This is a genomic window from Mycolicibacterium sp. SMGY-1XX (assembly GCF_059132455.1).
The window spans coordinates 938,886-953,693 of the sequence record NZ_CP101139.1; the positions used below are offsets into that span (position 1 = coordinate 938,886).

At 67.6% G+C, this 14,808-nt stretch carries 13 protein-coding genes; 5 read left to right on the top strand and 8 right to left on the bottom strand.

Annotated features, from left to right (window positions below; all coding sequences use genetic code 11):
• Window positions 1-2: 2 nt before the first annotated feature.
• Both NL241_RS04550 and NL241_RS04555 read right to left on the bottom strand, forming a co-directional pair.
• Window positions 3-578: a VOC family protein gene (locus NL241_RS04550; protein ID WP_494396888.1), complete on the bottom strand. Its 576-nt coding sequence runs from the start codon at window positions 576-578 to the stop codon at window positions 3-5.
• Window positions 575-1,981 (bottom strand): cytosine permease, encoded by a 1,407-nt coding sequence (locus NL241_RS04555; protein ID WP_494396889.1) that lies wholly within the window; start codon window positions 1,979-1,981, stop codon window positions 575-577. The genes NL241_RS04550 and NL241_RS04555 overlap by 4 nt, the downstream gene beginning before the upstream one ends.
• A 108-nt stretch (window positions 1,982-2,089) precedes the next feature.
• Here NL241_RS04555 and NL241_RS04560 point away from each other — a divergent pair, with 108 nt between their 5' ends.
• Complete coding sequence (locus NL241_RS04560; protein WP_494396890.1) at window positions 2,090-3,643, top strand: PucR family transcriptional regulator; 1,554 nt, start codon at window positions 2,090-2,092, stop codon at window positions 3,641-3,643.
• Here NL241_RS04560 and NL241_RS04565 read toward each other — a convergent pair.
• From NL241_RS04565 to NL241_RS04575, 3 genes are read right to left on the bottom strand one after another with little or no spacing between them, the layout of a single operon-like run.
• The gene (locus tag NL241_RS04565; protein WP_494396891.1) at window positions 3,640-4,500 is read right to left on the bottom strand and encodes a polysaccharide deacetylase family protein; all 861 of its coding nucleotides are present in this window, start codon (window positions 4,498-4,500) and stop codon (window positions 3,640-3,642) included. The two genes, NL241_RS04560 and NL241_RS04565, sit on opposite strands and share 4 nt — an antisense overlap.
• Entirely contained in the window at window positions 4,497-5,597 is a 1,101-nt protein-coding gene (locus tag NL241_RS04570) for an NADH:flavin oxidoreductase (protein ID WP_494396892.1), read from the bottom strand. The genes NL241_RS04565 and NL241_RS04570 overlap by 4 nt, the downstream gene beginning before the upstream one ends.
• Window positions 5,598-5,599: 2 nt before the next feature.
• Window positions 5,600-6,220 carry a DUF1989 domain-containing protein gene (locus NL241_RS04575; RefSeq protein ID WP_494396893.1) on the bottom strand — a complete coding sequence of 207 codons (621 nt, stop codon included), beginning with the start codon at window positions 6,218-6,220 and terminating at the stop codon, window positions 5,600-5,602.
• 117 nt (window positions 6,221-6,337) lie between these two features.
• Here NL241_RS04575 and NL241_RS04580 point away from each other — a divergent pair, with 117 nt between their 5' ends.
• Both NL241_RS04580 and NL241_RS04585 read left to right on the top strand, forming a co-directional pair.
• A complete protein-coding gene (locus NL241_RS04580; RefSeq protein ID WP_494396894.1) occupies window positions 6,338-7,561 on the top strand; it encodes an amidase family protein in 1,224 nt (407 codons plus the stop codon).
• Between the two features lie 178 nt (window positions 7,562-7,739).
• Window positions 7,740-8,381, top strand: coding sequence for a GntR family transcriptional regulator (locus tag NL241_RS04585; RefSeq protein WP_494396895.1), 642 nt, complete (start codon window positions 7,740-7,742; stop codon window positions 8,379-8,381).
• Between the two features lie 203 nt (window positions 8,382-8,584).
• On the opposite strand, the gene NL241_RS04590 is transcribed toward NL241_RS04585, so the two are convergent.
• From NL241_RS04590 to NL241_RS04600, 3 genes are read right to left on the bottom strand one after another with little or no spacing between them, the layout of a single operon-like run.
• Window positions 8,585-9,961, bottom strand: coding sequence for an NADP-dependent succinic semialdehyde dehydrogenase (locus tag NL241_RS04590; protein ID WP_487697327.1), 1,377 nt, complete (start codon window positions 9,959-9,961; stop codon window positions 8,585-8,587).
• Between the two features lie 28 nt (window positions 9,962-9,989).
• Window positions 9,990-10,649, bottom strand: coding sequence for a GntR family transcriptional regulator (locus NL241_RS04595; protein WP_494396896.1), 660 nt, complete (start codon window positions 10,647-10,649; stop codon window positions 9,990-9,992).
• A gap of 1 nt (window position 10,650) precedes the next feature.
• On the bottom strand, window positions 10,651-11,175 hold the full coding sequence (locus NL241_RS04600; protein ID WP_487697324.1) for a VOC family protein: 525 nt from the start codon (window positions 11,173-11,175) through the stop codon (window positions 10,651-10,653).
• 154 nt (window positions 11,176-11,329) lie between these two features.
• On the opposite strand from NL241_RS04600, the gene NL241_RS04605 reads away from it, so the two are divergent.
• Both NL241_RS04605 and NL241_RS04610 read left to right on the top strand, forming a co-directional pair.
• Window positions 11,330-13,516, top strand: coding sequence for an alpha-ketoacid dehydrogenase subunit alpha/beta (locus NL241_RS04605; protein ID WP_494396897.1), 2,187 nt, complete (start codon window positions 11,330-11,332; stop codon window positions 13,514-13,516).
• On the top strand, window positions 13,516-14,733 hold the full coding sequence (locus NL241_RS04610) for a dihydrolipoamide acetyltransferase family protein (RefSeq protein WP_494396898.1): 1,218 nt from the start codon (window positions 13,516-13,518) through the stop codon (window positions 14,731-14,733). Before NL241_RS04605 ends, NL241_RS04610 begins: the two co-directional genes overlap by 1 nt.
• The last annotated feature ends 75 nt before the right edge of the window (window positions 14,734-14,808 follow it).

Here is a 14,808-nt window from a genome sequence, read left to right on the forward strand (position 1 = left end):
GTTCATCCCCGCTGCGCCCGCACCGGCGGCGCCTGGCCCTCGGGTGGGGGAGCGGGATACCACTCCTCGGGTTCCGGCCACACGAAACCCGCAGGAATCGAATAGGTTTCGAACACCGTGCCCGTCGCCTCCTCGGTGTCGAAGAACGCGAACGCGTTGGCGTCCATGAACCTCCCGGACTGCACCAGCGGGAAGCCGCGCCCGGTGAACTCACCAAGGCGCTGCTCCCACGGCTTCTCGTCGCAGTCGAACGCGATGTGCTGGATGCCCTCGCCGTGGGTGTCGAGGAACTGCTGGAATATCGACGGCCCGTAGAGCGGCTGCATGATCTCGAATGCCATGTCGCCGACGTCGGCGAAGCACACCTTGATCGCGAAGTCGGCGGCCTCGCCGCAATAGGTGCGGTCGGTGACCGTGGCCGAGTCGAAGGTGTACACCCGCCACGGCCCGATCCCGAGGCGCACCAGGCCCTCCATGGTGCGCCGATGATCGGCGGTGACGAAGCAGATCTCGATCACCCTACCCAGAAAGCTGTTTGACAGCTCGGTGGCGCTGACGACGCTCGGAAGTTCCTTCATGCCCGCACCTTACGGGCCAGCAGGTAGTACAGCCCGCCGGCGACGACACTGCCGGACAGCCAGGAGAAGTCGGAGTTGCCCAGCGCGATCGCCAGCGGGCCCTGCATGGCCGGCACCAGGCCGTACTGCCATGACCAACCCGCGACGATCCCCGCCGCCAGGCTGATCAAGCCGGCAGCGTTGTACCTGCCGTGCTCGGCGCCGTAAAGCGAATCGACGTCGAGGGCGCCGCGCCGGATCACCAGATAGTCGACGAGCATGATGGCCGCCCAAGGGCTGATCCACACCAGGATGGACACCATCCAGTTGTCGAAGGCATGCGCGAAGCTGTCGGCGTTGACGAACACCGCGAGCACACCGGAGGCCACCGCCCCGGCCACCAGCGTCACCTTCCACCGGGCCGCCCGCACCCCGATGGACAGCGCCGCCAGCGAGCATGAGTAGAGGTTGAGGATGTTGGTGGCGATGGGGCCGTGAATCAGCAACAGCAACACCGGGATTGCCATCACACCGAACGTGCTGACCACCAGCGTGGAGGGATCGCTACCGCTGCCCGCACTCGCCAGGCAGGCGCCCAGGGCAGCCAGCCACACCGTCGGGATGTACATACCCAGCGACGACGACCAGAACACTGTCCGCGCGGAGGCGGACTTGCGGACGAACCGGCTGTAGTCGGACGCGTAGGGAATCCAGGTCAGGCCCCAGCCGATGCCGATGGCCGTGAGCAATTGAGTGATGGCCGTGAACTTCTCACCTGACTCCAGCGCCGCACCCGCCGGCGACCAGTTGACATCGGTGGTGGCGATGGCCAGCACGGTCATCGCCGCCATCACCAGCACGGTGGCCGGGACGGTGTACTTCTCGAAGCTGCGGATGGCGTAGAAGCCATACAGCGCCAGACCGAGTTGTATTGCCATGATGCCGGCGGCCACCACGAAATCCAGCCAGACTCCGCCCGTGACGCCGACCTCCGCGAGCATCGCCAACACCAGATCGAGTACCACCCAGGTGTTGACGCCCACCCAGCCCATCGTGAGGAAGAACTGCACGACGCCGGGAACCACGGCGCCGAAGCGGCCGAACGGTGCACGTCCGAGCACCATCTGGTTCACCGCCGTCCGGTGACCGATCACGTTGAACACCCCGAAGACGGCGCACCCGAGCAGGTTTCCCGCGGCGACGACGATGAGCGTCTCGATCAGGCTCAGGCCCAACGTGATTCCGAGCGCACCGAGCACCCAGTTGATCGGCGCGATGTTGGCGCCGGACCAGATCCAGAACAACTCCCACGGCGAACAGTCGCGGCTGTCATCGGGAATGGGTTCGATACCGTGGGCGTCGAACGGCACGGCGGCATCCTTGTGCGACTCGTCATGCGCGATATCGGCGGGACTGGTTGACATCAGGTTCTCCTCACGAGTGTGACTTGCACCATCGAAACACCGCCGCCGGCGGCCGAGCAGTGTATAAAGATCCATCATCAGCGGATGTGAATGGATGTAGATACAGCCATGTTGAGTCTGAGTGCCTTGCTTGCCGAATCCGCACTGGAGCTCGAGGTGGAGGTCTCCGGGCCCGCGGGGGCGCTCGACCGGGAGGTGCTGTGGCTGCACAACACCGAACTGCCTGACCCGTCGCCGTACATCCGCGCTTCGGAAGTGGTGCTGACCAACGGCCTGTGGCGCGACACCACCACCGCGGCCGGTTTTGTCGCCGCGCTACAACGCGCCCGCGCCGGTGGGCTGATCTTCGGTCTCACAGAACAGAATCCGAGCGCACCAACGGATCTGGTCGACGCCTGCGCCGGCGCCGGACTGCCGCTGGTCGCCCTGTCGGTCGCGGTGCCGTTCACGGCCATCACCGAAGCCGCCGCACGGATCCAGGGGGCGGCGCGCCAGGACGCATTGGCCAAGCTGGTACGCCGCGGTGACGCGCTGGCACTGTCGATCGCCCGCGGCGGGGGAGCCGAAGGCGTACTGGACGTCCTGCGCCGCGAGCACGATCTGCCGCTGCTGGTGATCGACCGGCTGGGCCGTCGCCTGGCCGGCGACGGGGTTGATCCCGAGATCGACCGTCGGGCCGCCGACGCGTTGGCGCGGCGGCCCCCGCCGTTGGAGGCGGACCTGCCCGGAGTCGGGCCGTCGGCGGTGTTCCTGGTGGAGGGGGCCATGGGTGACATCGATGCCGGGGTGTTCTGTCTGCGGCCGCTGGCCCAGATCAGCGACGCCGAGCGGGCGGCCGTCGAGCAGGCGGCGCGGTTCCTGAGCCTGGAGGTCACCAAGCAGCAGGCCCTGCAGGCCATCGAGTCGCGCTTTGCCAGTGAACTGCTGGAGATGGTGCTCTCCGGCGCGGCCCGGGCTGCTGACGTGCGGGATCGGTTGCGCGCCTTCGGTATCGATCCGAACGCACAACTGGCGGTGATCGCCATCGTGGTCGGCGACGGGCCGGTGCGCCCGCCCGGGTCCACAGACGAGATCGAGGCGTTTTTCCGCGGCCGGGGCATCCCCGCTGTGGTGGTGGCCGGCAGCCAGGACACCGTGGCCGTGTTCCCGTGGAATACCACCAGCGCCGACGTCGTCGCGCTGTGCCGCCGGCTCGTCGACGCGGTGACCGCTCGTTTCCCCGACGACCGCGCCGTCGTCGGAGTCGGCGCGCTGGCCCCGGATTCGACGGCGTTGCGGGAGCCCCTGATCAGTTCTCGGGAGGTGTGCCACGTCCTGCACCGCCGCGACAGCGCCTCGCGGGTCGGGACCTTCGCCGACGTCAGCACCTACCGGATGCTGCTGGGTCTGCACGACCGCAGCGTGCTGCGGCGCTTCGCCGACGACATCCTGGGTCCGCTGCGCGCCCACGATCAGCAGTACGGCACGGAACTGGAACGCACCCTGCGGGCGTTCCTGAGCAACGACGGCCAGTTCGCCACCACGGCAGCCGAACTGTTCGTCCACGTCAACACCCTGCGTAACCGCTTGGCGCGGATCGGGGAGCTGGCCGGGCGCGACGTCACCCGACTCGAGGACCGGGTGGACCTGTTCCTCGCGCTCGAGGCGGACACCCTGGCCTAGTCGGGGTACACCTCCGGCGAGGCGGGCGGACGCGTCAAGACGCGGGGCTGGATCATGCTGTCGCCGTTGACGTCCCGGGCCAGGTCGCGGCACCGGGCGAAGTGGACATCGCCGAGCTCCTGGGCATGCTCGATCAACCCTCGCAGCGCCATGAGCCGGCTGGGACGGCCCGACAGGAACGGATGCACACAGAGGTTGAACAGGCACCGATAGCGGCGCATGGCGTCCAGCTCGGCGCGCCACATCTCGGCGACCTTCACCGGTGACTCGATCACCGCGCCGATGTGCGGATCCGGCAGGTAGGCATATTGCTCCCAGTCGTCGAGCGACCAGTGCACCGGCAGTTCCACAATCGGTGAACTGCCGGTGGCGATGCGGTACGGACGGTCGTCACCCATCAGCGAGGAGTCGTAGGTCAGACCGAACTCGGCGATGAGCTCCGGTGTCTGCCGGCTGGCGCCCCACAGCGCCGCCCGGTGGCCGCTGATCTCGATACCCTGAGCGGCGAAGACATCCATGGCGCGGGCGAAATCGGCGCGCTCCTGCGAAGCGGTCATGGTGACCGGCGAGCGGTGACTGTAGGAGTGGTGAGCTACCTCGTGACCACGCTCCACAATCGAAGCCGCCAGCCCGGGCCGGTGCTCGGCCACCCAGCCCGGCACGAAGAATGTTGCCGGAACCTCGAGTTCGTCGAGCATGTCGAGGATGCGGGGCACCCCGACGTCCGGGCCGTAGGACTGGTGCGACATCGTCATCAGATGGTCGGCGTAGTGCCGGCCCTGCGCCAGAATCGGCGTCTCGGCGTCGACATCGAAGGTCAGGGTGGCCACTGCCGCGGAGCCCCCGTGCCAGGTCACCGGTTCGCCAGCCAGGAGCGTGCGTTGCCCAACGTGGCCATCGGGGACAGCATCCCGTGGTCGAACGTGTCCAACTCGGTGCCGCCGGCGATCCGCTGCGGCAGATCGGGGTTGGCCAGCGCGCCACGACCCAACGACAGCAGATCGGCGTGGCCATCGTCGAGTACCTCGGCTGCCTGCCGCAGATCGTGCATGCCGCCGTTGGCCATCACCGGCAACCCACTGACCTCGCGGGCCAGCGCGGTGAGCGTGCGTCCGTCCGAGAGGCGGGCGGTGTCGATGAAATTGCGGCCCTCGCTGGCGATGTGCAGATAGTCGACACCGGTGCCCGCCAGCGCGGTGAAGATGATCTCGGCGTCGGCGGCGCCGCCGGGCCAGCGGTAGGTGAAATCATTCACCTTTGTCTGCGACAGCCGGACCCCCAGCACCAGATCCGGCTCCGCCGCTCGGATCTCGCGGAGAATCCGCGCAGTCAGCCGGATCCGGTTCTGCACACAGCCGCCGTACTCGTCATCGCGGGTGTTGGTGTAGCCGGTGAGGAACTGGTCCAGCAGATAGCCGTTCGCGGCGTGCACCTCGACACCGTCGAAGCCGGCACGGCGCGCCCGAGCAGCCGCGGACACGAAACCGGCCACCACGTCGTCGATGTCGTCGGCGGTCATTGCCTGCGGCGTCGGCCAGGTGCCGGAGCCGCCGTACTCTTCGAGCTTCTCACCGCGCGGTGTGATCGCCGACGGTGCGATGGTGTGGTCGCCATACCCGTTGCCCTGCGACAGCGCCCCGGCGTGCATGAGCTGAGCGATGATCGGAACACCCTGTGCGTGAACGGCTTCGGTCACCGGGCACCAGGCCGCGACGTGCGCCTCGGTGGCCAGGCCGGGCTGGTTGAGGTAGCCCTGGCTGTGGGTGGTGTCGGTGTAGGTGCCCTCGGTGAGGATCAGGCCGAAGCCGCCCCGGGCGAAAGCGGAGTAGTAGTCGGCCATCTCGGCGGTCGCGGCGCCGTCCGCAGTGGCGGACACGCGGGTCATGGGCGCGACGGCCAGGCGGTTGGTCAACGCCAGGGTGCCGAGTTTCTGGGAGGTGAGTGCAGTGTGCATGATCAGATTTCCTTTGAAGTGGTGTTGGTTTCGATGACCAGCGGTGTGGGGCGGTCGCCGTTGATGGCGTTCAGATCCATCGGGCACGCGGACACCACCACCACGCAGTCCATCGCCGCTTCGAAGGTGATGGCGTCACCAGGGCGCGACACAGCGGGCAGCCAGCGCAGCTGGCCGTCGGCGCCCACCGGGATGTTCATGAAGACGTTCACCGGCTGAGGTGTCACCGGGGTCGACAGGCCGAGCGCGGCCAGAGCAGCCCGTAGATTGGCCGCACACGACCGGTGGTCGGTGGCGCCGAGCGCACGGTAGCGCGCGGAATCGCAGGCCGCGATCAACATGTCGTGCACCCCGGGTGAGGTGTCGCCGGCCAACGTCAGAATGGGCCGGCGACGGTTGGTCACGAACTGCTCACCGATGCGGGGGAACAGCCGTCCGACCGAGGTGCGGGTGTGCGACGAGGACAGGTGCTCGGTGACGTCCTCGGCCGCGAAGGCGAACACGTCGCCCACCTGCCGGCCTTCGACGTCGACCACCCGTACCTGTTCGCCGCGGTGCACCAGGACGGCGCGCCCAGCGCCGGCCGGCACCTCCACGGTGGTGGTACTGCGTGTTGTCTCCATGGTCGCATTCAACGGACCGGCCACGCCCGATCATCATGGTGATCTGCACACTGTTTGACGCCTACGGCTGGAGGATCCTCCATCGACCGTCGGGACCAGCGCTTTTACCGTGCTGGAATGCAGACATGCACCGCGCAGGAGGCGACCGAGCGCGCACTCGAATGCGCCTCGACGCCCACCATGCTGGCCGTCACCGCCCACCGCGCCCGGGAGGAAGCCCGGGCCAGTGATCGTCGGCGCCGGTCGTTGAGCCCCGTGGACGGGATGCCGCTGGTGTGGAAGGACTTGTTCGACGTCGCAGGCACCGTCACCACGTGCGGGTCGGCACTGCGGGCCGACTCGCCGGCCGCCACCCGGGACAGTGCTCTGGTACGACGGCTGCGCGACCTCGGCATGGTGACGGTGGGCAAGACCAACCTCAGCGAGTTCGCCTTCTCCGGACTCGGGATCAACAGGCACTTCGGCACCCCGGTCAATCCGGTGAACCCGACGCTGGTGCCGGGCGGGTCGTCATCCGGATCCGCCGTGGCCGTCGCCTCCGGTCTGGTGCCGGTTGCGGTCGGCACCGACACCTCCGGCTCGGCGCGCATCCCGGCCGCGTTCACCGGCTGCGTCGGCTACCGTGCCAGTCGGGAACGTTATGGACGCAACGATTTTCACGCGCTGTCACCGACGCTGGACTGCGTCGGCCTGCTGGCACGGGCGGTGGCCACGATCCGGTTGCTCGACGGGCTGATTGTTCCAGGGCCCTCGTGGGCGCCGGTCCGCCGAGCGGTGATCCCCGCCGGGGAATGGACCGACGACTGTACTCCCGGTGTCCGGGCGGCGTTCGACGCGGCGGTGGACCGATTACGGCACAGCGGCATCGCGGTGAGTGTGCGCGCGGTACCAGCCATGGACGAGGCGCAGCGGCTGTTGGATGAGCACGGCACGATCGTCGGTGCCGAAGCGTATGCGGCTTACGGCGGCCTCACCGGTGTCGAACCGGCCACCTGGCGGCGGGCGCAGAGCAACGCCGACGTCACGGCTGAGTTGGTTCGTCACGCGATGCCGAAGCTGCGCAGAAGATTTCGAGCGGACCTGCAAGGCGCGCTGCTTCTGTGCCCGACCGTGCGTCACGAGCCGCCGCGCATCGCCGACCTGCTCGCCAGTGACGCCGCCTACGACGCCGCCAACGCCAGCACCCTGCGCACCACGATGGTGCTCAGTTACCTCGGCACCTGCGGGGTGTCGCTGCCGCTGCCGGGAGCCGGACTGCTGGTATCGGCGCCCCAAGGTGACGACGGCACACTGCTCGCGACCGCCGAGCGGTTCGAGAGCCTCGTTTGTCCAGGGTGGTGAGGCCGTCAAACCCTGGTTTGTCCAGTCCGGCCGCGGACCCGCGGGCCGGCCGTACGCCGCGCAAAAACTATGGTCATCGTGCATTTCGAGGAGATCCGCGCACGCTGGATTTAACAGCTTCCACGGTGCGCCGCCGTTGTTAGTTTCGAGCAGTTCGACACGTCGATGGGAGGCCAAGATGATCACTGATACCCACTCCGATGACGGGCTGTCCGCGATCACGGCCGCCGTGACCGACCCGAGCTCACGCGGAATAGCCAAGGCGGTCCAAACTTTGATCCGCGACGGCGCACTGGCGCAGGGCTCTCGCCTGGCCACGGTGCGCCGGGTCGCCGAAGCCCTGAACGTCAGCCCCTCGACCGTGTCGATCGCGTGGACCGACCTGCGGCACGGCGGCTGGGTGCACACCGACCGCAGGCGTGGCACCGTCGTCGCCGCACCGGCGGTCGACACCCGGCCGTGGTCGGACTACCCACTCGACGAGCACCTGCCCGATCCCCGGTTGCTACCCCCGCTGGAGGCGGCCTTCGCCGCGGCAGCCGCCGGCCGGCGCGCCGACCATGACACCGACGCGGTCGACCCTGCGCTGCTCGACGCCGTCACGGCCACCTGGCCGTACAGCCCTGCGGCCGTCACCGTGGCCAACGGCGGGTACGAAGGGACCCTGCTGGCGCTGCGGGCCACGGTGCAACCCGGTGGCGCCGTCGCCGTCGAACACCCCACCGCACCACGCATCCTCGAGACACTGCGGGCCGTGCGTGCAATGGTGATACCGGTACACGGCGACGCCGAAGGGCACCGAGGACGTCGACAAGCCTGAGTACAAGAAGGTCTTCGAGCTGTACAACTCCGACGCGGTGGAGCAGTTCATCATCGAGACATACCCCGAAGGCCAGGTGATTCCTGCCTTCGGGGAGCCGGTGGGGGTGGCGGCGGCCCCGTGAGGACCCTCACCCAAACCGACGAAATGCCCGTTCGCTCTCACACTTTCGGGCCCGTGTGTCGGTTTGGGCGGTAGTGGGGTCAGGCTTTCCAGACCGTCTTGAGGTTGCAGAACTCGCGGATGCCGGCGGCGGCCAACTCGCGCCCGTAGCCGGAATCCTTGATACCGCCGAACGGCAACTCCGGGTACGACACCGTCATACCGTTGAGGAACACCGCGCCGGCGTCGAGATTGGCGACGAACCAATCTTGTTCGGCCGCATCGTTGCTCCACACCGCCGAGCTCAGCCCGAAGGTCGTCTGATTGGCCACGCGGACCGCCTCGTCGCGGTCTGCGACCTTGTACACCGAGGCTACCGGCCCGAAGGTCTCCTCCAGCACGATCCGCATGTCGTCGGTCAAGCCGGCCAGCACGGTCGGGTTGTAGAACCAGCCCGGACGGTCGGGTGCGCCGCCACCGGCGAGCACCTCGGCGCCCTTGAGCACGGCGTCGTCCACCAGTTCGGCGACGTCGCTGCGGCCCGACTCGGTGGCCAGTGGGCCGACGTCGGTGCTCTCGTCCATCGGGTCTCCGACCTTGAGAGCGTTCATCTTGGCGACGAACTGCTGGACGAAAGCGTCGTACACGTCGGCATGAACGATGAAACGCTTTCCGGCGATGCAGGATTGGCCGTTGTTGGAGATGCGGGCCTTGACCGCCGTCGACGCGGCCGCCTCGAGATCGGCGCTGGGCATCACGATGAACGGATCGGAGCCACCGAGCTCGAGCACGGCTTTCTTGATCTCCTGACCGGCGGTCGACGCCACCGACCGGCCGGCCGGTTCGGATCCGGTGAGGGTGACGGCTTTGACACGGCTGTCCTCGATCACGGCGGCCACCTCACGGGACCCGATGAGCAGGGTGCGGAACGAACCGGCCGGGAAGCCGCCCTTCTCGAAGAGATCGTCGAGGTACAACGCGGACTGCGGGACGTTGGACGCGTGCTTGAGCAGCCCGGTGTTGCCGGCCATCAGGGCGGGGGCGGCGAACCGGATCACCTGCCACAGCGGGTAGTTCCACGGCATCACCGCCAAGACCACGCCGAGTGGCTGCCAGACCGTGCCGGCGGCCGAGGCGTTCACCGAGGAGGGGTCGGCCAATTCCTCGGCGCCGAGGAAGGATTCGGCGTTGTCGGCGTAGAACCGCATGTTCTTGGCGCACTTGAGCACTTCGGCACGCGACTGCGCAATGGGCTTGCCCATCTCCAGGGTGATCATCTCCGCGGCCCGCTCCACGTCGGCTTCGAGGATGTCGGCCGAGGCGTGCATCCATTCGGCGCGCTGGGCGTAGCTGGTGGCGCGCAGTGTCTGGGCGGCCTCGAAGGCCTGCGCGATGCGCTGCTGTACAACGTCTGCGGAGTGCGGCTCAAAGGTCTCGACGGTTTCGCCGGTGGTGGGGTTGACGGTTTCGATCGCCATGTGTGGCTCCTGTTCGCTGGGGGGGTGATCAGTCGAAAAGTTGGGGGTGACGGGCCAATTGACGCCGGGTGCGGCGGATGTGGCCGAGGCAGATGCGTTCGGCGTCGTCGGAGTCGCGTTCACGGATGGCCGCGACCAGCATGTGGTGTTCGTCGTGCACGATGCGATTGCTCTCGTCGTCGAGCAGGCGCGTGAAGGCGCGGCGGTAGTGCTGGGTGGTGTTCCACAACCGCTCGACGGTCGGGCCCAGAAAGGTGGTGCCCGCGCCGGCATAACTGCCGAGGTGGAACTCGCGGTCCAATTCCAGGAAGGTCTCGACATCGCTGGTGTGCCGCATGATCTCGGCGAGTTCGGCCAGCCGATCGATCTGCGGCTCGGTCAACATGGGCAAGCTGTAACGCAGCAGCAGGGGTTCGATGCGTTCGCGGACCTGATACAGCTCTACACATTCGTCGAGGCTCAGTCGGGCGATCCACGCACCGGCGTTGGCCACCGTGGTGATCAGCCCTTCGGATTCCAGGATGCGCAATGCTTCTCGCACCGGAACCCGGCTGGCGCCGTACTGCGAGGCCAGTTCTTCCTGCCGCAATCGGGTGCCAGGGGGATGAACCCCGCGCAGGATCGCGTCGCGAAGTTCGTCGGCGACGCGGGCTCCGGTGACGCCGTCGCGCACCTGCGGTTGTGTCATCTCAGTCCGCCGGGTGGTTCGGATTCCACAGCAGCACCTCGGCATCGGCCTCGTAGGCCTTGCCGCCGGGAAAGCTGACCAGTTCGAACTGCATGCCCCACGGGCTCAGAAAGTACACCCAGCGCTGACCTTCGCTGGCGTTTCGGCTGACCGTCGGTTCGCCGAGAACCCGGATGCCCTCGGAGCGCAGGTATTCGACTCCGGCGTCGATGTCGTGGACGTAGAACGCCAGGTGATGCCCGCCGATATCGCTGTTGCGTGGCTGGCCGGCCTGCCCGTCGGCCGGTTCGTACTGGAACACCTCGAAGTTGGCGCCGGTGCCGCAGCGGTAGAAGCGCAGTTCCCGCATGACGGTGCGCGGGTGGACGTTGAGGTGCGTCTGCATCCAGTCGTCGTCATGGGCGTAGGGCCCCAGCGTGTAGACGTGTGTGCACCCGAGGACGCGGACGAAGAAATCGTGGGCCTGGTCCAGGTCGGGCACGGTGAAGCCGATGTGGTCGGTGCCGACCAATCCGGGCAGAGGCATCTGAGACCTTCCTAACTGGATCCAATGCTGCGAACCATAGCCTGTTTCTGGCCATTTCTGAAGCGAAACTGGCCAAAGTGTATCCAATCACGATAGGGTGGGACCCGCGTCACAACACTGCACCCAGACCGTTCGGTCGATGGAGATGAGGGTCATGCCAACCGAAACCCGCCTGGAAACGGGCTCCCCGTGGATCGAACTGACGACCACCGACGAGGACTGGAAAGCCGCTGACCCGGCGCTTCTCGGCACGATGCTGGCCGAGCTGCACTTGATCCGGGCATTCGAGGAGACCGTCCTCGAACTCGCCGGCGAGGGGCTGGTTCACGGCCCGGCTCACTCCAGCATCGGGCAGGAGGGCGGCGCGGTTGGATCCATCGTCGGCCTGCGCTCCGCCGATGCCGTCAACGGCTCTCACCGCGGGCACCACCAGTTCCTGGCCAAAGCGCTCACACATGTGTCGGGCGGAGCCATCGACCCCGCCGCGCCCGTCACCCCCAAGATCCAGCGCGTGCTGCAGCGCACGCTGGCCGAAATCCTCGGCCTCGCCCAGGGGTACTGCCGGGGGCGCGGAGGCTCGATGCACCTGCAGTGGTTCGAAGCCGGGGCGCTGGGCACCAATGCGATCGTCGGCGGTGGCGTGCCGATGGGCGCCGGTAATGCATGGGCGCAAAAGCACAGTGGCACCACCGACCTCACCATCAGCTACTTCGGTGACGGGTCCAGTCAGATCGGTTCCGTCCTCGAATCGATGAACCTGGCGGCGGCCTGGAAGCTGCCGTTCTGCTTCTTCATCGAGAACAACTTGTACGCGGTGTCCACGCGGGTGGACGAGATCACCGCCGACCCGCGGCTCTCGGTGCGTGGCCAGGGCTTCGGTATCCCCGGCTGGCGAGTCGACGGAATGGATCCACTGGCGGTCCATCTGGCCACCGAGCAGGCTGCGGAGCGAATGCGCAGCGGTGACGGACCCGCGGTGATCGAGGCCGAGGTGTACCGGTTCTTCCATCAGAACGGCCCCTACCCGGGCAGTGCCTTCGGTTACCGCGACAAGGCCGAGGAAGCGTTATGGCGCAGTCGCGACCCGCTGGAGCGGACCGCCGCCGAGATGACCAAGCTCGGCCTGATCGACGAGGCCGGGGTAGCGCAGCTGCGCCGCCAGGCGCAGGACGCCATGGCGGAGGCGGTGTCACACCTGCTGGAACCCGACCCGGATTCGGCGGGCAAGCGCCGTATCCGCCCCGAGCTGTGGCCAGATCCCGGGTTCGTCAACGTCGGTGTCCGCGGTGACGCCAGCGAGCTGTCGTCGCTCGACGTGCTGGAACCCACCGAATACGAAGGTAGCTGGCGCACAGTGAAATTCGTGGAAGCAGTGTCTGGCGTGATGGACCGCCGGATGAGCACCGACGAGCGCATCGTGATCTTCGGTGAAGACGTGCACCGCCTGGGCGGCGGCACCAACGGCGCCACCAAGGGGCTGGCCAAGTACGGGGAGAACCGGCTGGTCGGTACGCCCATCAGTGAGAACGCCTTCACCGGGCTAGGCGGTGGCCTGGCGCTCGACGGTCGCTTCCGGCCGGTGGTGGAGTTCATGTACCCGGACTTCATGTGGGTGGCCGCCGACCAGGTGTTCAACCAGATCGGCAAGGCGCGGCACATGTTCGGCGGCGACAACCCCGTCCCGTTCGTGTTGCGAACCAAGGTTGCGATGGGATCCGGCTACGGTTCTCAGCACCTGATGGATCCCGCCGGGATCTTCGCCACCAGCCCGGGCTGGCGCATCGTCGCCCCGTCCACCGCGGCCGATTACGTGGGGCTGATGAATGCTGCTCTGGCGCTCCAGGATCCCGTGCTGGTGATCGAGCACGTCGACCTGTACGGCACCGCTGACCGGGTCCCCGAGGGCGAACTGGACTACATCATCCCGCCCGGGCGGGCCGCGATCCGCCGGGCGGGCAACGACGTCACCGTCATCAGCTATCTGTCCATGGTGTCGCGGTGCGCCGAGGCGATCACGCAGACCGGGATCGACGCCGAACTGATCGACCTGCGCTGGCTGGACCGCGCCTCGCTCGACTGGGACACCATCGAGGCCAGCGTCAAGAAGACCAACGCCGTACTGATCGTCGAGCAGGGTGCCCGCGGCAGTTCCTACGGCGGTTGGCTGGCCGACGAGATCCAACGCAGGCTGTTCGACTGGCTGGACCAACCCGTCGAGAGGGTGTCGGGGGAGGAGGCCTCGCCGAGCATCTCGCGAGTGCTGGAGCGTGCTGCCATCGCCGGAACCGAGGACATCGTGGCGGGGCTGGAGAAGATGCGCGCCGCGATGGGTGCGCTCTGATGGCCACCGTGGTGCGCATGCCGGAGGTGCTGGCCAACACCAGCGAGGCGATCATCCAGACCTGGCTGGTATCCGTCGGCCAAGAGATCAGCATCGGTGACCCCATCGCCGAGATCGAGACGGAGAAGGCGGTTGTCGAGTACGCCGCCGAGGTCGAAGGGGTGCTGGCGCAGCTGATCGCCGAACCCGGTGCGACGATTGCCGTCGGTGAACCGATCGCGGTGGTGGCAGCGCCCGGCGAGACGGCGGACGCGCTCGATGTGAGCGCCCGTGACCCGGAGTCGGCAGCGCCGGTGATCGAAAAGGTCGCCGAGACCGCCACCGCCGCCTCAGCGGCGGCACCGCAGACGAATGGGCGACGGCTTTTCGCCACCCCCCTGGTCCGGAAGATCGCCCGGGAGAAAGGCATTGATCTCGAGTCCGTCACCGGGACCGGACCCGGCGGACGCATCGTGCGGCGGGATCTGGATCGGCTGCCGGTCGCCGAACCCGCTCCGGTTCCCGCGCCGGCGGCCAAGGCGGCGCCCAGAGAGGACACCGGCTTCGTCGATATTCCACTGACCGGGATGCGCAAGGCCATCGCGCGGCGGCTCACCGAGAGCAAGACCACGGTGCCGCACTTCTACGTCATCGCGGACTGCCGGGTGGACGCGCTACTCGAGTTGCGCGGCAAGGTGAACGAGGCCGGACCCGTCAAGGTGTCGCTGAACGACTTCGTGCTCAAGGCAGTCGCCGGCGCTCTGGTGGAGGTGCCCGAGGCGAACTCCATCTGGAACGGTGAGTCGATCCGCCGGTTCGACAGCGCAGACATCGCGGTGGCGGTGGCCGTCGACGGCGGACTGCTCACCCCGGTCCTGCGTGGTGTCGACCGGCTGCCCATCTCGGCGATCGCCGCCGAAGTGGCTGACCTGGCCGGCCGTGCCCGGGACGGCAAGATCAAACAGCAGGAACTCGAAGGCGGCAGCTTCTCGGTGTCCAACCTCGGCATGTACGGCGTCACGGAGTTCTCGGCGATCCTGAACCCCCCGCACTCCGGCATTCTCGCCGTCGGGGCCGCCGTGCAGAAACCCGTCGTCAGCGGCGGCGCGCTGGAGGTGGGCACCGTCATGACCGTCACGCTGTCGGCCGATCACCGGGTGATCGACGGAGCGGTGGCGGCGCAGTGGATGGCCGCATTCGTGCGACGGATCGAGAATCCGCTGACGATCTTGATCTGATCCGAGTTTGAGGTGGATTCCGGAGGGAACACCAGACCTGCCATCGTTTCCAGCACGGGGATCGGTCGCGTTCGT

Coding starts and splice junctions, on each gene's coding strand:
- NL241_RS04555 (WP_494396889.1), bottom strand. CDS start 1,981: ATGTCAACCAGTCCCGCCGATATCGCGCATGACGAGTCGCACAAGGAT.
- NL241_RS04575 (WP_494396893.1), bottom strand. CDS start 6,220: ATGGAGACAACACGCAGTACCACCACCGTGGAGGTGCCGGCCGGCGCT.
- NL241_RS04550 (WP_494396888.1), bottom strand. CDS start 578: ATGAAGGAACTTCCGAGCGTCGTCAGCGCCACCGAGCTGTCAAACAGC.
- NL241_RS04580 (WP_494396894.1), top strand. CDS start 6,338: ATGCAGACATGCACCGCGCAGGAGGCGACCGAGCGCGCACTCGAATGC.
- NL241_RS04570 (WP_494396892.1), bottom strand. CDS start 5,597: ATGCACACTGCACTCACCTCCCAGAAACTCGGCACCCTGGCGTTGACC.
- NL241_RS04590 (WP_487697327.1), bottom strand. CDS start 9,961: ATGGCGATCGAAACCGTCAACCCCACCACCGGCGAAACCGTCGAGACC.
- NL241_RS04610 (WP_494396898.1), top strand. CDS start 13,516: ATGGCCACCGTGGTGCGCATGCCGGAGGTGCTGGCCAACACCAGCGAG.
- NL241_RS04600 (WP_487697324.1), bottom strand. CDS start 11,175: ATGCCTCTGCCCGGATTGGTCGGCACCGACCACATCGGCTTCACCGTG.
- NL241_RS04605 (WP_494396897.1), top strand. CDS start 11,330: ATGCCAACCGAAACCCGCCTGGAAACGGGCTCCCCGTGGATCGAACTG.
- NL241_RS04585 (WP_494396895.1), top strand. CDS start 7,740: ATGATCACTGATACCCACTCCGATGACGGGCTGTCCGCGATCACGGCC.
- NL241_RS04560 (WP_494396890.1), top strand. CDS start 2,090: ATGTTGAGTCTGAGTGCCTTGCTTGCCGAATCCGCACTGGAGCTCGAG.
- NL241_RS04595 (WP_494396896.1), bottom strand. CDS start 10,649: ATGACACAACCGCAGGTGCGCGACGGCGTCACCGGAGCCCGCGTCGCC.